The 19,630-nt window shown below is 63.2% G+C and carries 19 protein-coding genes, 2 tRNA genes and 1 pseudogene; 19 read left to right on the top strand and 3 right to left on the bottom strand.

Going from position 1 to position 19,630, the window contains the following annotated elements:
- The first annotated feature begins 4 nt into the window (after positions 1 to 4).
- From ACFSCT_RS06590 to ACFSCT_RS06545, 10 genes and pseudogenes are all read left to right on the top strand, one after another.
- The gene (locus tag ACFSCT_RS06590; protein WP_379141188.1) at positions 5 to 1,555 is read left to right on the top strand and encodes a type 2 periplasmic-binding domain-containing protein; all 1,551 of its coding nucleotides are present in this window, start codon (positions 5 to 7) and stop codon (positions 1,553 to 1,555) included.
- Positions 1,556 to 1,683: 128 nt separating this feature from the next.
- Entirely contained in the window at positions 1,684 to 4,023 is a 2,340-nt protein-coding gene (locus tag ACFSCT_RS06585; protein ID WP_379141186.1) for a DUF4962 domain-containing protein, read from the top strand.
- A 21-nt stretch (positions 4,024 to 4,044) separates the two neighbouring features.
- On the top strand, positions 4,045 to 4,788 hold the full coding sequence (locus ACFSCT_RS06580) for an SDR family NAD(P)-dependent oxidoreductase (protein ID WP_379141184.1): 744 nt from the start codon (positions 4,045 to 4,047) through the stop codon (positions 4,786 to 4,788).
- A gap of 46 nt (positions 4,789 to 4,834) precedes the next feature.
- A pseudogene (locus ACFSCT_RS06575) lies at positions 4,835 to 5,172 on the top strand (transposase); the annotation flags it as partial.
- Between the two features lie 229 nt (positions 5,173 to 5,401).
- Positions 5,402 to 5,827 carry a MarR family winged helix-turn-helix transcriptional regulator gene (locus ACFSCT_RS06570; RefSeq protein ID WP_379141181.1) on the top strand — a complete coding sequence of 142 codons (426 nt, stop codon included), beginning with the start codon at positions 5,402 to 5,404 and terminating at the stop codon, positions 5,825 to 5,827.
- On the top strand, positions 5,824 to 7,476 hold the full coding sequence (locus tag ACFSCT_RS06565) for an efflux MFS transporter permease (RefSeq protein ID WP_379141179.1): 1,653 nt from the start codon (positions 5,824 to 5,826) through the stop codon (positions 7,474 to 7,476). The genes ACFSCT_RS06570 and ACFSCT_RS06565 overlap by 4 nt, the downstream gene beginning before the upstream one ends.
- The gene (locus ACFSCT_RS06560) at positions 7,473 to 8,501 is read left to right on the top strand and encodes an HlyD family secretion protein (RefSeq protein ID WP_379141177.1); all 1,029 of its coding nucleotides are present in this window, start codon (positions 7,473 to 7,475) and stop codon (positions 8,499 to 8,501) included. The genes ACFSCT_RS06565 and ACFSCT_RS06560 overlap by 4 nt, the downstream gene beginning before the upstream one ends.
- Before the next feature lie 200 nt (positions 8,502 to 8,701).
- Entirely contained in the window at positions 8,702 to 9,328 is a 627-nt protein-coding gene (locus ACFSCT_RS06555; protein WP_379141175.1) for a GntR family transcriptional regulator, read from the top strand.
- A gap of 135 nt (positions 9,329 to 9,463) precedes the next feature.
- The gene (locus ACFSCT_RS06550; protein WP_379141173.1) at positions 9,464 to 10,039 is read left to right on the top strand and encodes a biotin transporter BioY; all 576 of its coding nucleotides are present in this window, start codon (positions 9,464 to 9,466) and stop codon (positions 10,037 to 10,039) included.
- Positions 10,040 to 10,165: 126 nt separating this feature from the next.
- Positions 10,166 to 11,515 (top strand): hypothetical protein, encoded by a 1,350-nt coding sequence (locus tag ACFSCT_RS06545; protein WP_379141171.1) that lies wholly within the window; start codon positions 10,166 to 10,168, stop codon positions 11,513 to 11,515.
- 166 nt (positions 11,516 to 11,681) lie between these two features.
- Here ACFSCT_RS06545 and ACFSCT_RS06540 read toward each other — a convergent pair.
- A tRNA-Ser gene (locus ACFSCT_RS06540) sits at positions 11,682 to 11,771 on the bottom strand.
- 53 nt (positions 11,772 to 11,824) lie between these two features.
- Positions 11,825 to 12,274: a type II toxin-antitoxin system RatA family toxin gene (locus ACFSCT_RS06535; RefSeq protein WP_379141169.1), complete on the bottom strand. Its 450-nt coding sequence runs from the start codon at positions 12,272 to 12,274 to the stop codon at positions 11,825 to 11,827.
- Between the two features lie 78 nt (positions 12,275 to 12,352).
- Here ACFSCT_RS06535 and ACFSCT_RS06530 point away from each other — a divergent pair, with 78 nt between their 5' ends.
- The 3 genes from ACFSCT_RS06530 (at position 12,353) to ACFSCT_RS06520 (ending at position 13,162) form a co-directional block, all read left to right on the top strand.
- Positions 12,353 to 12,535 (top strand): hypothetical protein, encoded by a 183-nt coding sequence (locus ACFSCT_RS06530; protein ID WP_379141168.1) that lies wholly within the window; start codon positions 12,353 to 12,355, stop codon positions 12,533 to 12,535.
- 64 nt (positions 12,536 to 12,599) lie between these two features.
- Complete coding sequence (locus tag ACFSCT_RS06525; RefSeq protein ID WP_379141165.1) at positions 12,600 to 13,019, top strand: DUF1489 family protein; 420 nt, start codon at positions 12,600 to 12,602, stop codon at positions 13,017 to 13,019.
- Positions 13,020 to 13,088: 69 nt separating this feature from the next.
- Positions 13,089 to 13,162: transfer RNA gene (locus tag ACFSCT_RS06520), tRNA-Gly, on the top strand.
- Between the two features lie 67 nt (positions 13,163 to 13,229).
- Here the strand turns inward: ACFSCT_RS06520 and ACFSCT_RS06515 are convergent.
- Complete coding sequence (locus ACFSCT_RS06515; RefSeq protein ID WP_379141163.1) at positions 13,230 to 14,000, bottom strand: IclR family transcriptional regulator; 771 nt, start codon at positions 13,998 to 14,000, stop codon at positions 13,230 to 13,232.
- Between the two features lie 83 nt (positions 14,001 to 14,083).
- On the opposite strand from ACFSCT_RS06515, the gene ACFSCT_RS06510 reads away from it, so the two are divergent.
- The 6 genes from ACFSCT_RS06510 to ACFSCT_RS06485 all read left to right on the top strand — a co-directional run bounded on the left by ACFSCT_RS06510 (position 14,084) and on the right by ACFSCT_RS06485 (position 19,609).
- A complete protein-coding gene (locus ACFSCT_RS06510) occupies positions 14,084 to 15,079 on the top strand; it encodes a TRAP transporter substrate-binding protein (RefSeq protein WP_379141161.1) in 996 nt (331 codons plus the stop codon).
- Between the two features lie 69 nt (positions 15,080 to 15,148).
- Positions 15,149 to 15,655 (top strand): TRAP transporter small permease, encoded by a 507-nt coding sequence (locus tag ACFSCT_RS06505; RefSeq protein ID WP_379141159.1) that lies wholly within the window; start codon positions 15,149 to 15,151, stop codon positions 15,653 to 15,655.
- Positions 15,652 to 16,932, top strand: a complete 1,281-nt coding sequence (locus ACFSCT_RS06500) for a TRAP transporter large permease (protein ID WP_379141156.1) — start codon at positions 15,652 to 15,654, stop codon at positions 16,930 to 16,932. The genes ACFSCT_RS06505 and ACFSCT_RS06500 overlap by 4 nt, the downstream gene beginning before the upstream one ends.
- Entirely contained in the window at positions 16,932 to 17,993 is a 1,062-nt protein-coding gene (locus ACFSCT_RS06495; RefSeq protein ID WP_379141154.1) for a tRNA-dihydrouridine synthase, read from the top strand. Before ACFSCT_RS06500 ends, ACFSCT_RS06495 begins: the two co-directional genes overlap by 1 nt.
- Positions 17,994 to 18,011: 18 nt before the next feature.
- Complete coding sequence (locus ACFSCT_RS06490) at positions 18,012 to 18,911, top strand: DUF6282 family protein (protein WP_379141151.1); 900 nt, start codon at positions 18,012 to 18,014, stop codon at positions 18,909 to 18,911.
- Positions 18,908 to 19,609, top strand: a complete 702-nt coding sequence (locus ACFSCT_RS06485; RefSeq protein WP_379141149.1) for an HpcH/HpaI aldolase family protein — start codon at positions 18,908 to 18,910, stop codon at positions 19,607 to 19,609. The genes ACFSCT_RS06490 and ACFSCT_RS06485 overlap by 4 nt, the downstream gene beginning before the upstream one ends.
- Positions 19,610 to 19,630 lie beyond the last annotated feature (21 nt).

The following is a 19,630-nucleotide window of genomic DNA, read 5'->3' as shown; positions in this document are numbered from 1 at the left end:
GAGCATGCGAACACTGACATTCCGGATGGCCATCATTGCCACGACCGCGCTGACCGCGCCGGCATTCGCACAGGACGACCTGAAAATCGTCGATGAGCCGCTGAACCTGACCATTCATATGCACTGGCCGCGCTCGCAGGGCTATAACGAGAATTATCCGGTCGAAAAGGCCGCCGCCGCGATGACCGGCATCCATCTGAAGGATGCCACGGCCGGGCGCAACACCACCGAAAGCAACGAGGCGATGAACCTGCTTCTGGCGCAGGGAAAGATGCCCGACATCGTGGGCGGCCATCTGATCAAGCAGCCGGTCAACCAATACGGCCCCGAGGGCGCATTTCTACCGCTGAACGATCTGGTCAAGCAGTATGCGCCGAACATTCAGGCGTTTTTCGACAGCCACCCCGACATTCTGAAATCCATCACCGCCTATGACGGCAATTATTACTACATTCCCTATCTTCCCGACGGCAAATTCGGCCGGGCCTATTTCATCCGGCAGGACTGGCTGGACAAGCTGGGCCTGAAACAGCCGCAAACGGTGGACGAGTTCCACGACGTGCTGGTCGCCTTCCGCGACCGAGACCCGAACGGCAACGGCCGCAAGGACGAAATCCCCTTCTTCGCCCGCGAATGGCCCGAGGTGATCCGGCTTGTCACCTTGTGGGATGCGCGGTCCTCGGGGTCCGACACCAACCATGATTTTTACGTGACCGACGATGGCAAGGTGGTGCATCCCTATGCGCAGGAAGCCTATCGCGACGCGCTGTCGAACCTTGCCGGCTGGTACAAGGAAAAGCTGATCGACCCCGAGGTTTTCACGCGCGGCAACTCGGCCCGCGACTATCTTCTGTCGGAAAACCTTGGCGGCGCGACCCATGACTGGTTCGCCTCGACCGCAGGCTACAACGAGGCCTTGGCGGACAAGGTGCCGGGGATGAACTTCGTCGCCATGCTGCCCCCCGCCTCGGCCGGCGGCAAGCGGGTCGAGGAACACCGCCGCATCCCGGTGAAACCGGACGGCTGGGCGATCGGCTATCAGAACAAGAACCCGGTCGAGACGATCAAGTATTTCGACTTCTGGTTCACCGAACCGGGCCGCAATCTGGCCAATTTCGGGGTCGAGGGGCAGCAATGGGACATGGTCAACGGCGAGCCGACCTATAAGCCCGAAGTCCTGAACAGCGACATGGCCGTCAACAGCCAGATGTACGAGATCGGCGCCCAGATCCAGCGCGGCTATTGGCAGGACTACCGGTACGAATGGCAATGGACCTCGGAAGCCGCCCGCAAGGGGATCGAACTTTACGAGGCGAATGACCTGCTGCTTCCCGACTTTCTCGGGGTGAACTTCAACAAGGAAGAACAGGCGATCTATGACCGCTACTGGCCGTCGATCCTGACCTATATGCTCGAGCGGCAGCAGGCATGGGTGCTGGGCACCGGCGACGTCAAGGCCGATTGGGACGGCTATATCTCGACCTTGAACAAGATGGGCTACGCGCAGGTCATCGAGGTGATGAACACGGCCTACAAGCGCCAGTACGGCGGCTGATGGCGGGGTCCCGTCCCGCGCGGGCGGCGCGGTGCATTGCCGCGCCGCGCGTGGGAGCCGCTTCCCCACCCGGATAGCGCTTTCGCACCCGATCCGGCCGATACCGCCACCAAGCAAGGTTTTACAGAATGCCCAAACCGCCGCCCCCCGTTCTTGACGAACCCGCCCCGGGCCGTCTGACGATCCAATACGCACCGGTCGAGACGACCGAGATCGTCGAGAACCCGCCCCGGTTCACATGGTTGCCCGTGGTCGAGGACGAGGCCGAATATGTGCTGCGCATTTCCACCAATCCCGAGTTTCCGGCGGCCAGCACCCGCAGTTTCACCCGGATCCCGCTGAATTTCTTTACGCCCGATACGGTGCTGGAAGCGGGGACGCATTACTGGTCCTATGCCACCTGCGACCCGGCCACGGGTCTGCCCAGCACGAATTGGAGCCAGCCGCGCCGCTTTCTGGTCCCGGCGGGGCTGCCCGAAACCCCGCTTGCCGGGCGCGATACGCGGCTTGCGGCGGCCGACCGCAGCCACCCTCGCCTGTGGATGACGCCCGACCGGCTGGCCGCATTCCGCAGCGCACTCGCCGCCGATCCGGCGCATTGCAACTGGGCGCATTTCTATCAGAATTCGGTCCTGCCGTGGATGGACCGCGAGATCATGGCCGAGCCCGCCGGCTATCCCGACCACAAGCGCGTCGCCGCGATCTGGCGCCGGACCTATATCGACTGTCAGGAACTGCTTTACGCGATCCGCCATCTTGCCATCGGCGGTCAGGTGACCGGCGACGCCGCCATGCTGGCCCGCGCCCGGGAATGGCTGTTGTCCGCCGCCGCGTGGAACCCGGCCGGCACGACCTCGCGCGCCTATACCGACGAATGGGCCTTTCGGGTCAATCTGGCGCTGGCCTGGGGCTATGACTGGCTTTACGACCAACTGTCCGGGGATGAACGGGACATGGTGCGCGCAGCACTTCTGGCCCGCACCCGCGAAACGGCGGACCACATCATCAGGAACGCCAAGATCCACCTGTTCCCCTTTGACAGCCACGCCGTCCGCGCGGTGTCGGCGGTTCTTGTCCCCGCCGCCATCGCGCTTTTGGACGACGCCCCCGAGGCCGAGGACTGGCTGCACTATGCGATCGAGTTTCTTTATACGGCCTATTCGCCGTGGGGCGATCATCAGGGCGGCTGGGCGGAAGGTCCGCATTACTGGATGACCGGCATGGCCTATCTGATCGACGCGGCCAATCTGCTGAAATCCTACACTGGTCTTGACCTCTATCAGCGGCCGTTCTTTCAGCAGACCGGTGATTTCCCGCTATACACCAAATCGCCCGACACCCGCCGTGCCACATTCGGCGACGACAGCACCATGGGGGACCTGCCCGCCGTCAAGATCGGCTATAATCTGCGCCAATATGCCGGGGTGACGGGCAACGGCGCCTATCAATGGTATTTCGACACCATCAACCGCACCAACCCCGGCACCGAAAAGGCGTTCTACAACTGGGGCTGGTGGGATTTCAATTTCGACGATCTGGTCTATCGCACCGATTTCCCGCCGGTCGAGCCCACCCCGCCCGATCCCGCCGACCGGCTGCGCTGGTTCAAGGGCATCGGCTGGGCCGCCATCCAGCACCGGATGGACGACCCCGACCAGCACATCCAGTTCGTGATGAAATCCTCGCCCTTCGGGTCGGTCAGCCACAGCCACGGCGACCAGAACGCTTTCTGCCTTGCCGGCTTCGGCGAGGATCTGGCCATCCAGTCCGGCCATTACGTCGCCTTCAACAGCACCATGCACCAGAATTGGCGCCGCCAGACGCTGTCGAAAAATGCCATCCTGATCAACGGCAAGGGGCAATATGCCGGCAAGGACAAGGCCCGCGCCATCCAGGCCTCGGGGCGCTTGGAGATCGCCGAGGACCGGGGCGACCACATCTTTATCCGCGGCGATGCCACAGCGGCCTATCGCAGCCTTTCGCCCGAGGTGACCCGCGCCCTGCGCGAGGTCTATTTCGTCAACAACGATTATTTCGTGATCATCGACAGTATAGATGCCGAACAGCCGGTAACCATCGACTGGCTTTTGCATGCCAATGCGCCGATGACGCTGGGCGACGCCACCTTTCGCTATCGCGGTCAGCGGGCCGGGTTCTATGGTCAGTTCCTGTGGTCCGAGGCCGGCGCGCCCACGATCAGCCAGCGCACCGGCTTTCCCGGGGTCGACCCGGTCGAAATCGAAGGTCTGCCGGTCAGCACCTGCCTGAAAGCGACATTCCCCAAGTCGAGCCGGCACCGGATCGCCACCCTTCTGGTGCCCTATGCGCTGGCCGCGCCCAAGCGGATTTTCAGCTTTCTCGACGATCAGGGCTATGATTGCGACCTGTATTTCACCGATGCCGACGACCGCAGCTTTCGCGTCGTCGTGCCCAAGACTTTCGATGTCGGCGCGGCGCCGGCACTGTGACATCCCAAGGAGAATGAGCTTATGAAACTGACCGGGAAAACCGCGATCGTCACCGGGGGCGGCCGTGACATCGGACTGGCCTGCGCCAGAAAACTCGCGGCCGAAGGGGCGAATGTGGCGATCAACTATTTCGCCAGCGGCGACAGCGCCGATGCGGCGGTCCAAGAGATCCGCTCGGCCGGTGGCACCGCCTTCGCCCTGCAAGGCGATCTGCGCACGCAGGAAGGCGTCGATGCGCTGGTCGACCGGACGGTGAAGGAATTCGGCGGCATCGACATTCTGGTGAACAATGCCGGCGGCATCATCGCGCGCAAGACCATCGCCGAGATGTCGCTGGACCACTGGCGGGCGGTGATGGAGCTGAACCTGACCAGCACGTTCCTGATGGTCAAGGCCTGCCTGCCGCATCTGAAAACCGGCGCCATCGTGAATATTGCCAGCCAGGCCGGCCGCGACGGCGGCGGCGGCGGCTCGGTCGCCTATGCCTCGTCCAAGGGCGCCGTCATGACCATGACCCGCGGACTGGCCAAGGAGCTGGGCCCCAATATCCGCGTCAATGCGCTGTGCCCCGGCATGATCGACACCGATTTTCACAACCTCCACACCCGGGACGAGGTCCGCCGCACCGTCGAGGCCGCGACCCCGCTGAAACGGCAGGGCACGCCCGAGGATTGCGCAAATCTGGTGCTGTTCCTCGCCTGCGACGATTCCGCCTTCATTACCGGGGCGAATGTCGACATCAACGGCGGCATGCTGTTCAGCTAGACCACCGACCGCGAATGTCGTGGCCCCGTCGCCGCCTCCGCTCGACCTGTTTGTCACTGCCGGACAGGTCAGCGACTACATTGGTGCGCGGGCACTCCTGTCCAGCCTGCCGAAGGTAAACCGGATGCTCGGGGACCGGGGCTATGACGCGGACTGGTTCAGAGAGGCTTGCAAGACAAAGGGATACATGCCTGCATTCCGGGCCGCAAGCAGCACTAGAAGATCGTGAAATACGACAAGCGGCGCTACAACCGGCGTAACCGCATCGAGATCATGTTCGGACGCCTCAAGGATTGGAGGCGTGTAGCGACCCGCAATGAGCGATGTCCGAAAGTTTTCCTCTCCGCCATCGCACGCGCTGCAACCGTAATCTATTGGCTATGAGGCCTGAACCTAACCCTGCGGCGAAAGTTTGTCGGAAACTAGCATTTTTTGCGCTGACGAATAGCCCCCCGGGATATGGCAAAGTTAACATTTTCGTCGCCGCGAGTTGCCGCGCGGGCGCCTGCCCCGGTGTCGCGGCAACGCCTGATCGGAACCGCTCGCCCCGGTCTTGAAACCATCATGCAAGCATGCTACGTGCTTAGCTTCGCAATTAGTTAGCATGCTTTCAATGGAAGATTCGGTATTTTTCAAATCCCTGCTTCGCGCCATGCGCGAACTGCGCCGTCATTATGATCAAAGCGCCACCGAACTGGGTCTGACCATGTCGCGGGCCCGGGTGATCACCACCCTGTCCCAGAAAGAGGGCGTGACCCAGGCCGAGCTTGCCGCGGCGCTGGAGATCGAGGCCCCGACCCTCAAGCGGCAGATCGACGCGCTTGAGGCGGCTGGTTTTATCGAGCGTCGCGGCATGGATGACGACGCCCGCAAACGCGCGCTGTTCCTGACCGAGAAAAGCCGCGCCTCGCGCATCGGCAAATTCATGCTGGATACGCGCGTGCAGGTTCTGGACGGCATTTCCGAAGAAGACCAATCCCGGCTGGCGGCGGTGCTGGACCGCATTGCCGAAAATGCCGCGAGGCTGAACAAGCCATGAGCGATCGGACCGCGCCGGCCGCGCCGCCGGCCACCACGCCGGCCCCAACGCCCGCGCCGCCGTCGGGCATGCCGCTGCATCGCGGCGTGCTTTATGTATTCGCCTCGATCCTTCTGGCGGTGACCCAGGGGCTGGGACAGGGCTTCGTTTCGGTGAACGTCGCGCAGATCGCCGGCGATCTGGGGGTCAGCACGACCGATGCAAGCTGGCTGACCGTCGTCTATATGATTCCGCGCGCGGTCCTGCCGGTGATGCTGATCAAGATCCGCACCCAGTACGGCCTGCGCCGTTTTGCCGAAATTGGCATCATCGCCTATCTGCTGGTTTCCTTCTTGGCGGTATGGATGTCGGATCTTCGCTCGGCGGTCGTGGTGCAGGCGCTTTCCGGCATCGCCGCGGCACCGCTGTCATCGCTGGCATTTCTGTACATGATGGAGCCGCTAAGCCCGGCGTGGAAAATGCGCTTTGGCCTGCCGGTCGCGCTTTGCGCCATATCGGCCGGCCCGGTTCTGTCGCGGGTGATCTCGCCCGTCCTGATCGGGGACGGCGGATTGACATGGATCCACCTGACAGCACTCGGGCTGGCCATGGCGTCGCTGGCGCTGGTCTTTATCCTGCCGCTGACCACGGTGGCGCGCCAGAAGGTCATTCAGGGCGTGGATTTCATCAGCGTCCTGCTGATCGGAATCGGCTTTGGCGGCATCATCATCGCCTTTGTCATGGGGCCGATCTATTGGTGGACCGCCCAGAACTGGATCGGCTGGGTGCTGGTCGCCGCCGTGACGGCGCTGACGCTGGTCGTGATGATCGAGCTGCACCGCAAGGCGCCCTTGTTCGACGTGCGCTGGCTGGCCTCGCCCGAGATCGTGCACCTGACCATCACCCTGTTCCTGTTCCGCCTGATCCTGTCCGAGCAAAGCACCGGCGGCCCGCGGATGTTCCAGATGCTGGGCGTGGCGCCGTCGCAGATGACCGGGTTGTTCGCGGTGATCCTTGTGGCCAATGTGATGGGCGCGCTGGCCTGCGTCGCGTGGATGACCCCGCAGCGGTTGCCGGCCTTCCATCTGGTCGCACTCGGGCTGATTGCCGGCGGCGCGTGGATGGACATGCATTCGACCGTCGACACCCGCCCCGCGCAGATGATCGTCAGTCAGGCGCTGATCGGGTTTTCGGGCATGCTGTTCATGGCGCCCGCGATGCTGGCCGGGCTTGGTGCGGCCATGCGCAAGGGGCCGAATTACCTGCTGTCCTTCGTGATCGTCTTTCTGTCGACCCAGTCGATTGGCGGTGTCATCGGCTCGGGCGGGTTCACCACCCTGATCAACTGGCGCGAGGCGATGCACCAGCAGGTGCTGGCCGAGCAGTTGCAACTGACCGCGCCCGCCGTCATGTCCGACATCGCCGGGCGGATGGCAGCACTTGCCCCGCAGGCGCCGGACGCGATGCTGCGCCGCGCGCAGGCGGTATCCTCGCTGGCCCGGGACACCGCCAATCAGGCCTATGTGATGGCTTATAACGATCTGTATTTTTTGACTTTCCTTATCGCCGTCGTGGCAGGGGCCGCATTGCTTCTGCACCTTCTGCGCGACTGGCTGGCCGCCCGTATTGCAACCCGCACGGCCGCCCCCCAACCCGAGACCGCGACATGACCAAGACGAATATCCTGCCCACGTTGATCGCCACCCTGATCGGTATTGCCGGCGTCCTGCTGCTGCTGTTTGCGTGGCATTTGCCGCCATTCGCACCGGCCGAACCCACCACCGAAAACGCCTATGTGCGCGGCAAGGTCACCACCGTTGCACCGCAACTGTCGGGCTATGTCGCCTCGGTCGAGGTCACCGATTTCCAGACCGTGGCGGCGGGCGACGTGATCGCGCGGCTGGACGACCGGATCTATCGCCAGAAGCTGGCACAGGCCGAGGCGGCGCTGGAAGCCGCAAGGGCGGCGCTCGCCGTCTCGCGGCAGAACGTGCAATCGGCCGAGGCGGTGCGCCGCGCCGATGAATCCGCCCTCGCCGCCGCCCGTTCGGGGCTGACGACCGCGCAGTCGGACGACGCCCGCACCCGCGCCCTGCAATCCCGCGGCGTGGCCACGCAGGCGGCGGCCGAACAATCCGGACTGGCGCTTCAGACCGCGGCCTCGGCGGTCGGTCAGGCCCAGGCGGCGCTGGATGTGCAGCGCGAGAACATCAACAGCGCAACGACCCAGATCTCAACCGCGACGGCCAATATCGCCAGCGCCGAGGCCGCCGTCCAACTGGCCCGGATCGACCTTGACAACACGGTGATCCGGGCGCCGGCGGACGGGCGGCTGGGTCAGGTTGCGGTCCGCGTCGGGCAATATGTCACCGCCGGCACGGCGCTGGTGTCGCATGTCGGCAAGGACGTCTGGATCATCGCCAATTTCAACGAGACCGGCCTGCATGGGATGAAGCTCGGCCAGCCGGTGACCTTCACCGTCGATGCGCTTGACGATCAGACATTCACCGGACGGGTGGAATCCTATTCGCCCGCGACCGCCTCCGAATTCAGCCTGCTGTCCGCAACCAACGCCACCGGCAATTTCACCAAGATCGCCCAGCGCCTGCCGGTCCGCATATCCATCGACCCCGGCCAGGAGCGGTCACAATACCTCTCGCCCGGGCTGTCGGTGGTGGTGCATGTCAATACGTGAGGGGCGGGTGGGGTTCGCAGATGGGCGGGGCCACGCGTCGCGGTGTGGACGGGGCACCAGAATGCGGCGGGCCCAGTTTGAGGGGGTGTTGGATTGCGTTTGATTTCAGTTGACCCGAAGCCAAAGTAACCAAGATCCACATTTGCGGCAAAAGAATTTGGGGTCGACGTTCCTGTCCTTGGTGAATTATCTATAAAACCATGACGACCGCAAAATCAGACACGATCGCCGCGCAGATCAGCAGGACCCTCGCCAGCCGCATCATCGCGGGCGAGATCGCGGCGGGTGCGAAACTGCGTCAGGACCACATCGCCGATGAGTTCGGCGCGAGCCACGTCCCGGTGCGCGAGGCTTTCCGGCGTCTGGAATCGCAAGGGCTGGTCGTCAGTGAGCCGCGTCGGGGCGTGCGTGTCGCAGGCTTCGGTCTGGACGAGGTGCGCGAGGTTGCCGAGATGCGCGCCGCGCTGGAAACCCTGGCTTTGCGCAATGCCGTTTCGCATCTGACCAAAGCCATCCTCGATCAGGCCGAGGAAGCCAGCCGCGCGGGGAATCGCGCCCGTGACGTTCGGGCGTGGGAGGACGCCAATCGCAATTTCCACCGCATCATCCTGACCCCTTGCGGCATGCCGCGTCTGCTCCGGGCGATCGACGATCTGCATACCGCCAGCGCCCGGTTCCTGTTCTCTGGCTGGCGTGCCGAATGGGAGGCGCCGACCGACCGCGACCACCGCGCCATTCTGGACGCGCTGCGGGCCGGACAGTCCGAAACGGCGGTCTCGCTGCTTGCGCGGCATGTTCAGACCATCGGGCAAAAGAGCCCGAAATAGGCGGCCGTTGCGTGTCAGGCGCATGGCCCAAAGTGGTGCCTTACGCATGGCTATTGCCATGACCGCATTTCTGTGGATTACTTTAGCGATAGCTTCCATAAATTATCTATAATTTGACCCTGAAGGAGAGGCCGCATGAGCAACGCCGCCACGAAACCCATGGAAAGCCGGCTGGCGCTGTCGGCCCGCAACGGGCTGACGATCATCGCCGGCGCGGCGCTGATGGCGCTCGCCGCCAAGGTGCAGATCCCGTTCTGGCCGGTTCCGATGACCTTGCACACTTTGGCCGTCATGGCGTTCGCCGTGGCATTCGGGCCGCGCATCGCGGTTTCGATCTTCCTCACCTATCTGGCGGCGGGCGCCGTCGGGCTGCCGGTGTTCGCAGGCTCACCCGAGCGCGGCATCGGTCTTGCCTATATGGTCGGCCCGACCGGCGGATATCTTCTGGGCTATCTGATCGCCTCTTGGCTGGTCGGCATGCTGGCGGCCGGGAAAGGCACGCTTGGACGGGTTGGCGCGATGCTGGCCGGAATGGTGCCGGTCTATGCGATCGGCCTGGCATGGCTTGCCCTATACGTTCCCGCCGGCCAGTTGCTCGCCGTCGGCTTGCTGCCCTTCGTGCTGGGCGATCTGGTCAAGATCGGCGTGGTGGCGGCGGCCGGCATGGTGATACCGTCCGCATTCGCCCGCCGCAAAAGCAAAGCCGAATGATCGCGGCGGCTGGAACGATCAGGCGCGGCTGAAGCATTGAAGCATCAAGCAGATCGCCGCGCTTCGTGGGGTGTTATTGGCTGCCGCCTCGCGCGGGGCGCGGTTTAAATAGATATGTCCTGCACATTGGCCAGTTTCGGATTCGACCTGAGCAATCGAGAGATTGCCGTCCTATTTTATCTTTTCCTTTTACTGGCCGCCGTGCTTCTGTGGAAAACGGGGCGGCCTCTCGCCTTTAATGTCGTGCGTGCCTTCTTTATGCCTAAGCTTGCGCAGCTCTGGCTGCTCATGTCCCTCTACGTGGCGGCTTGTGTCTGGCTGCTCGCATGGCTGAATTTTTGGGACTGGCCCAATCTCAAATCGACCCTGCTTTGGTGGCTGACAGTTGGTTTTACCAGCGTCTTCGAAGCCCAGCAGCTTAAAGATAAGCCGCATGCGCTACGCAAGCTGGTGCGCGATGCCTTCACGCTCTCTGCCGTCCTCATGTTCATTGCCGAGTTGGTGAGCTTCCCACTCTGGGTCGAACTGCTAATGCTACCGGCGCTGGCGTTTCTCACTCTCCTAATAGTTGTTGGCGAACACCAGACTGACAAACCCGGCGTGCCACGAGTGCTGAAACTGCTTCGCGGGCTCCAGATGCTCACAGGGCTCATTGTCCTCGGCTTCAGCTATTGGTTGGTTGCCGCAAGCATTACTGAATTCTGGTCATTGAACACGTTACGTGAGTTCGGGTTGCCCTTGCTGCTCTGGCTCATGTTCATTCCGTTCATTTTTTTACTCGCGGTCTTTATGGCCTACGAGGAAGCCTTCATCTATTTACAGATGAGGCCAGAGCAGGCTACCATCGTACGCTATGCGCGATGGCGCGCTCTGTTCGCGTTCGGCTGCAATATTGACGGGGTGAAACGTCTCGCGCGGGATATTCGTGTGCGCGAAATTGCCGAGAAGCAGGGCATCAAAGAGGCCATCCGGGAAATCAAGCGGCTCTTCGAGGCTGAAAAGAACCCGCCCACTGTTACGCGCGCCGAAGGTTGGTCGCCGTACGCAGCGCGGCTATTTCTCGAAGAGTACGGCCTCGTCACCGACGACTATCACCGCACACAATGGGAGTGGTTCTCGCACATTCCATCGGTGAAACTGAATGACAAAGTGCTGGCGGATCGGATTTCCTACTACCTAACCGGCAATGAGCGTGCCGTGACGCGGCTGCGGCTTGCACTGGATGGCTCGAACCAGAACGACACGCAAGAGTCGCAGCAGGCCTTCGATGAACGCGCTTTGACCCTGTTGGCTAAGGCTTTTGACGCTGATCGGGCGGCGACGATCTACATGCGCGCTCAATCCTCCGAGCCCGGAGCCTTGGTAGTCGATAGCGTGCGGGTATCGCTGGACCGGTCGGATTGGGGAGACGCTCGCCTCGGCGGCTATGTGCGGAACTTAACTATTCAGCATCCCGAGCATCAAGGAGATGAGTAAAGAGTCTGTAGAGTGCCTTGTTGACAACCTTTCGTCCCCAACCGAACCGCTGGTATAATTGGTAAGCTGTAGCGCGGAAACGGCTGCAATCGGCGGCTCATTGCCACTTGGCGATGATACGGCAATTGACGGCAATATCGCATCATAGAGGGGAATCGGCGGTGTCTGGCGGAGGAGGTGGGATTCGAACCCACGGTGGAGTTGCCCCCACGTCGGTTTTCAAGACCGGTGCATTAGACCACTCTGCCACTCCTCCGACCGGGGCGGATTAGCGGCTGGCGGCGGGCGGGGCAAGGGGGGACGCGGGGGTCAGCCGTAAAGTTCGCCGGCGCGGGCCTCGAAGGCGCGGACGATGCGGCTCATCGCTTCGCCAAAGACCATGCCGATGACTTTTTGCAGGATCGCGTTCCGAAACTCGAAATCGACGTGGAAATCTACCCGGCACCCACCCCCGGCCAGATCGGTGAATTTCCAGCCGCCCCGCAGATAGCGGAACGGACCGTCCAGATATTCGGTGTCGATGCGCAGATCCTCGGGCCACAGCGTCACGCGACTACCGAAACGTTCGCGAAACACCTTGAAGCTGATCACCAGATCCGCCTCGATGATCTCGGATCCGTCGGGGCCGGCATGGCGCGTCCTGATCCGGGCGGCCGAATTCCACGGTAAAAACCGGGGATAGCTTTCAACATCGGCGACCAGATCATACATCTGTCGCGCCCGATAGGGCAGTTCGCGGGTTTCGTCGTGGCTAGGCAACTGGTCTTTCCGGTTCAGCTTTGGCTCCGGTTTGGAAAATCGCAGGCTAAAATGCAAGGCTGATGGGCAGAGGTGAAGATGGGAAACTTGATTTGGTTGCTGCGCGCATCCCGTTGGGCACGCCGCCCGCCCTCGACGCGGATGGTGATTCTGGTGCTGGGCATCATCGCCGTCGCGCTGTTGCTGGTCGGGCTGGAGAAACTGGGCATGTGGCCCGACTGGGCGACGTTGCAGCAGGGCCGCGGACGCCTGCCGCGGTGATGACCGCACGGCCGCCCGTCGTGCGACGCTGGTCACCGGCGCGCCCGCATATTAGGGTCGTGCCATGACCTTTGTACACCTTGCAAAACTATGCGTGGGCGCGGACAGCCCCGCCGATCTGGAACGCTGGATCGCCAGCCGCTGGGGCGGCGGCACGGCGACGCATGTCACGCGCATGTGGCCCCGGCGCGCCGACGAAATCCTGGCCGGCGGCTCGCTTTACTGGGTGTTCAAAGGGGTCATGTCGGCGCGCCAGCGGATCATCGGGCTGGATCAGGTCACCGGCGAGGACGGGATCAACCGTTGCGCGATTCGGCTGGACCCGACGCTGGTCCGGGTGATGGCCGTGCCGCGGCGCCCGTTTCAGGGCTGGCGCTATCTGTCGGCGGACGATGCACCGCCCGACCTGCCGGCGGGCCGCGAGACCGAGGAGAGCCTGCCCCCCGCGATCGCCGCCGCCCTTGCCGAAATGGGGCTGCGCTGAGCCGGGTCGCCGGCGGCGTTGCCGCCCGCACTTGACGCATCCCGCACGGTCGGCTAGTGCGGCGTCATCGCGGGTGTAGCTCAATGGTAGAGCAGCAGCTTCCCAAGCTGAATACGAGGGTTCGATTCCCTTCACCCGCTCCAGATCCCCCCACCCCGGCACCCTTCCCGCCCATGGCGGCAACAGTACCGGATGGAACGCCGCCCTGCCCTATAGCCGCTTGGAGATCGTCTGCGTCAATTCACGCAGCAAGGTCAGTTGCCGTTCCGTGGGCACCGCGCCCAATTGCCCGATCGAGCCGATCAGGCCGATGCTGCCGACCAAGGCGCCGCTGCGGTCGAAAATCGGCGCCGCAAGGGCGTTGATGCCCAGCAAAACCTCCTCGGGGGCGACGGCATAGCCCTGGCGCCGGATCTGCTCCAGCTCGGCCATAAGCGCGCTGCGGTCGGTGATGGTGTTGGCGGTGACCCTGGGCAGCGGATCCTTCAGCGATTCGCGTAGATGCGCGTCATAGGCCAGAAAGATCTTGCCCTGCGCCGAGCAATGCAGTTGCAGGTTACTGCCCGGCTTGACGCCGATGTCGATTGCCTGATTGCTGCTGAAGGTGGCCAGAACAAAGGCCGAGCTTTTGGTGGGAGAGCTTAGCACCACCGCCAGCCCCAGTTCGTCGCGGACCTTGCGCATCAGGGGTTGCGAAATCTCGGACATTGCCTGTCCCTGCGGCGCGCGCTGCCCCATCAGCCACAGTTTCGGGCCCAGCCGGTAATGCGAGGTCAGCGGATCCTGAACCAGCATCCCGTGATCCAGCAGCGTCCGCAGATGCTTGTAGGCCGCGCCTTTGGCGATGCCGACGGCACTGGCGATCTGGGTCACCCCCTGCGGCACATCCGCAAAGGCGACATGTTGCAAGATCCGCAGGCTCATATCGGCAGCGCGAACGGTCTGGGCGGCGGATTGGGTAAGGGCGTGGTCAGCTTCCATGATTTTCAAATGTTGACTCACCGCATGACTTTCGTCAATATGAGAACAGCGTTCTCTGATAGGGAACATCAAAGGGGGAATCAATGAAATATTTTTCGCTTGGAATGCTGAGTGCTGCCGCGATCCTGGCCGGCACCACCGCGATGGCCGATCCGGTCACCCTGCGCCTTGGCCATGCGGTGTTCGAAGCCCACCCGATCCACAACACCGCCGTGCGCTTCAAGGAAGCGGTCGAACGGATTTCAAACGGCGACGTGAAGGTCGACATCTATCCGGCGCGGCAGTTGGGCGACGTCAAGGAAGTCGCCGAAGGCGTGCAGTTCGGCACTATCGACATGACGGTCAACTCGACCTCGGCCTATGCGACGCTGGTTCCGTCCGTGGATGCCTTTCAATTGCCCGGTCTGATCCCGGATTACGAAAGCTTCGTGACCATGGCCAAATCGGACGAGGCGCGGGCGATCATGGACAAGCTGCAGGACCACAACATGATCGCGCTGTCGCTGAGCGATGGCGGGCTGCGGCATTTCATGACGGTGAAAAAGCCGGTCGAAAGCCTCGCGGACATGAAGGGACTGAAAACCCGCGTGGCCCCGAACCGCATGTTCCTTGACGCCTGGCAGGCGGTCGGGGTGAACCCGACCCCCATGGCCTATGGCGAGGTTTATTCGGCGCTTGAAACCGGCACGCTGGACGCGGTCGAAATCAACCTGACCTCGATCGAAAGCGAGAAATATTACGAAGTCGCCAAGGGCGTCACCCTGACAGGTCAGTATTTCTGGCCAAGCTTCGTTCTGATCAACAAGGCCCGGTTCGAGGGTCTGACCCCCGAACAGCAGGCCGCCATCAAGCAGGCCGCCGATGAAATCGTCGAGCCGCAGATCATGGCGGTGAAGGAACTGGACGCCAAGGTCATGAAGCACCTGGAAGAGCTGAACATCCCTGTCGTCACCCCCTCGCCCGAATTCAAGGCCGAGCTTGCCGCCGCCTTCGCGCCGGTGGTCAAGAAATACGAGGATTCGGATCCGCTGATCGCGGCTTTCGCGGCAAAGGCCAGATCGCTTACGCCCGCACAGTGACGACGTGACCGCTGGCAGGGTCGGCACGGCCCTGCCTGAAACCACCCACCAGCCGTTGGGGGACCCCCTATGAGCAAATTGTGGCGCGCCTATACCGGCGCGATCGAGGCCTTTTGCTGCGTCGGTATCGCCGCAGTCCTGATCGTCGCGGTGCTTCAGGTCTATTTCCGCTATGTCGTCGGCAGCTCGCTTTACTGGTCCGAGGAGCTGATGCGTTACCTCATGCTGTGGATCGTCGCAGCGGGGGCCGGCATCAGCTACAGCCGCGGGCAGTTTCTGGGCATGCGGCTGGTGGTGGAAAAGCTGCCGCCCGCCCTGCGCCGGGGCGCCGACATCCTGTCGGCCGCTCTGGTCCTGATCTTTCTGGCGGTCATCATGTGGTACGGCTTCATCTTTTCATGGGGCACCCGCCTTCAGATGGCGACGGCGCTGAACATTTCGATGTTCTGGGTGCACATCTCGATCGTCGTGGCCTCGGCGCTTCTGGCCATCCACGTCGCGCTGAACGAACTGTTCGGCATCGCCAAAGAGCCCTCGGCCGAAGCCCATGCAATGGGCGCGGAGGAGGCGCTATGATCTGGCTTGGCACCACCTTTCTGATCACGCTGCTGATCGGCATGCCCATCGCCTTCGTGCTGGGCGTCAGCGCGCTGGCCTATTTCGTGATGACCGGGCAGACCAACTTTCTGCTGGTCCTGCCGCAGCGGATGCTGGCGGGCATGGACATGTTCGTGCTGCTGGCAATTCCGCTGTTCGTGCTGGCCGGCAGCATCATGGATGTGGGCGGGCTGACCCGGCGGCTGATCGGGTTCGCCAATTCCATCGTCGGCCGGTTCCGGGGCGGCTTGTCGCTGACCGCCATCTGGGGCTGTTTCCTGTTCGGCGGCGTCAGCGGATCGGCCGCCGCCGATGCCGCCGCCATCGGCACGGTCATGGTCCCCGACATGAAGCGGCAGGGCTATGACGTCGATTATTCCGCCGGCCTGATCGCGGTATCCTCGCTGATGGCGCCGCTGGTGCCCCCCTCGATCGCGATGATCATCTATGGCGCGCTGTCGGGCACCTCGATCGCGCAGCTTCTGATAGCGGGGCTGGCGCCGGGCTTCATGCTGGCGATCCTGTTGTCGATCTATGCGGTCTGGGTCGCGCGGGTGCGCAACTATCCCACCGCCGAACGGCAGTCGATGGCCGAGATCTTTCAGGGCTTCGTCAAGGCGATCCCGGTCCTGTTCCTGCCGATCCTGATCGTGGTCGGCATCCGGGGCGGCATCTTCACCGCGACCGAGGCCGCCGCGCTGGCCGCCCTTTACGCGCTTCTGGTCGCGACCTTCGTGTATCGGGCGATGAACCTTCGGTTCCTGAAAGAAGCGCTGGTATCGACCGCGCTGATCACGGCCGCGATCTATTTCCTGATCGCCATCGCCAATGTCGCCGGGTTCATCTTTGCCATCGAGCAATTGCCGCAAAAGGCGGTGGCGCTGCTGACCGGGATCTCGGACAACAAATACGTCATCCTGCTGATGGTGAACATCATCCTGCTGTTCATGGGGATGTTTCTGGACACTATCGGCGTCCTGATCCTGACCGTCCCGGCGCTGATGGCGATCGGCCAGACGCTGGGCATGGACCCGGTGCATCTGGGGGTGATGGTCGTCTTCAACGTGCTGGTCGGCTTCGTGACGCCGCCGGTCGGGCTGTGCCTGTTCGTGATCGCGGGCGTCACCGGCCGGCCGATGGAAAAGATCGCGGTGAAGGCGCTGCCGATGATCGGCATCGCGCTGATCGTACTGACCTGTGTGGCGCTGTTTCCGCAGATCTCGCTGATCCTGCCCGAGCTTCTGGGGGCGCGATGATGTCCGATCGGCGTTCCGTTCTTGTCGGTGATCTGCGTTTGAAGAATCCGGTGATCGCCGCATCGGGCGAACATCTGATCAGCGACGCCGGGATCATCGCGGCGATCGACGCCGGCGCCGGGGCCGTGGTGATGAAATCCACCAACGAATCCGAAGCCGCCCGGCGGCAGTTGACGCAGGCCGAATATGCCGCGCTGTCGCCGGACTGGACGGTTCTTCCCTGGGGGGAGGGCACGCCCCGCGACGCGACGGTGCTGACCCGCTCGGGCCTGCATCCGCTGGCCTTCGGCGATTGGCTGGATCAGGCGGTGCGCATGGACCAAAAGGCCCGGCAGGCGGATTGTCTGCTGGTGCCCTCATTGATCCTGTCCGGGATGGAGGCCGCCGTCGCGAACGCCCGCGCCGTTCAGGACGCCGGGCTGCGGGTGCTGGAGTTCAACATCGGCACCCCCTACGCCAGCCAGGCCCAGAAAGGCGCCGTCAGCACCGAGCTTGACCCCGCGCGCGTCAGCCGGATCGTCGCCGGGATCACCGAAGCGGTCTCGATCCCGGTATGGGTCAAGCTGTCCGGCCAAAGCGAAAAGGTGACCGATCTGTCCCGCGCGGCGGTAAAGGCCGGCGCGGCCTCGGTGGTCATCGCGGGTCGCGCGCTTGGCATGGTGCCCGATCTGGACAGCATGGCGCCGATGCTGGGCACAAGCTGCGGCATCGGCGGCTTCTGGAATCTGCCACTGACCTGCCACTGGCTTGCCGAAACCCGCGCGGCACTTGGCCCCGATCAACCGCTGATCGGCATCAACGGCGCGGTATCGGGCGGCGACGTGGCGCGGATGATGCTGGCCGGGGCCTCGGCGGTCGGACTTTCGTCGGCGGTCATGATGCGCGGCTTCGGACTGATCACCAAGACCGTTCGCGAGCTGGACGATTACCTGATCCGCAAGGACACCAGCGCCGCCGGGCTGATCGGTCGCGCCGCGGACGCAAGACGGAAATTCACCGAGATGCCGGTCCTCGATCAGGTCTGGCGGAATTTTATTCCCGACGCCGCGCGCCGGGGCTGAACACGAAAGGAATTAGCCATGGCAATCGAAAAAGAACGTATCGACGCGCTGATGAACGGTGCGGTGGATCTGCATATCCATTCCGGTCCGTCGCTGCATCCGCGCAAGGTCGATCATATCGAGGTGATGCGGCAGGCCGACGAACAGGGCATGCGCGCGATCCTTTTGAAGGATCACTATTATCCGACCATGCCGATCACCAAGCTGATCAACGACAATCTTGGCTTCAAGGCCGAAGCCATCGGCTCGATCGTGCTGAACAATCCCCTGGGCGGGCTGAACCCCTCGGCCGTCGATTACGCGTTGAAGCAGGGCGCGCGCGTCGTCTGGATGGCGACCGCGCATGCCAAGAACCACATGGATCACGAGGCCAGCAAGCCCGGCTTCAAGTTCCCGCAGAACACCCGCAAGACCGTCGCCCCGATCCCGCTGACCCTGACCGACGACAATGGCGTGGTCCGCGACGAGGTCAAGCAGATCCTCGACCTGATCGCCGAGGCCGACGCCGTCGTCTCGGGCGGGCACCACCATGTCAGCGAGCTGTTCCCGTTCTATGAGGAAGCCCGCGCGCGCGGCGTCAAGCGCCTGTTCCTGAACCATCCCACCTATGTCAACGAATGCTCGTTTCAGGACATCACCGCGCTGGTGGGGATGGGCGTGAAGATGGAACATTCGATCTGCATGTTCGTGGAATCGACCTTCAAGATCTTTGACGAGGACCATCTGAAATCGGTCGTTGACGCCGCCGGGGTCGATCATACCTTCTTCGGTTCGGACCTGGGCCAGATGAAGAACCCCGATCCAGCCGAGGGCATGCGTCAGATCATCGCCATGCTGCTGGAACTGGGATACAGCGACGACGATGTGCGCAAGATGACCTCGACCACCGGGGCCGAGCTGGTGGGCCTCGCGGCATGAGCGACGCCCTGCGTGACCGCATCCGCGCCGGCGAAACCGTGATCGGCACCTTCATCAAGACCCCGGCGGTTCAGCTGGTCGAGATTCTGGGCCGCGCCGGCCTTGATTTCGCCGTGGCCGATCAGGAGCACGCGCCGATCGGCATTTCCGACATGGACCTTTTGTCGCTGGCGGCGCGGGCGACGGGTCTGCCGCTGCTGTCGCGGCGCTGGGGGGCGTCGACCGACTGGATCGCGCCGCTGCTGGATCTGGGGCTGACCGGGGTCATGGTGCCGCATGTCGCCGACCGCGCCCGCACCGACGCGGTCTGCGCTGCGGTGAAATTCGCCCATGGCGCACGCGGCATCTCGTCCTCGCCCCGGGCGGGGAATTATGGCGGCATGGGGCTGACCGAATACCGCGATCACAGCGATCGGACCAGTGTCACCATGGTGCAGATCGAGGACGCCTCGGCGCTGGACCAACTGGACCAGATCGCCGCCCACCCCGATGTGGACGTGCTGTTCATCGGCCCGGCCGACCTGTCGCAATCGCTGGGCGTCGGCTTTCCCTCGGCCGAGCTGGACGCCGCCATCCAGCGGGTCATCGACGCCGGCAGCAAGGCCGGTGTCGCCGTCGGGCTTTTCGTGGGTGACGAGACACAGGGGCACCTCGATTTTTCACTGAATTCCTCTGAACGGACGAGATCAGCGGCTTGAAGCGGGGACTGCGACCGCCCG

The sequence above is a fragment of the Paracoccus pacificus genome (assembly GCF_042680785.1).
GTDB classification, from domain to species: domain Bacteria; phylum Pseudomonadota; class Alphaproteobacteria; order Rhodobacterales; family Rhodobacteraceae; genus Paracoccus; species Paracoccus pacificus.
This window is presented reverse-complemented; position numbering and strand designations above follow the sequence as displayed.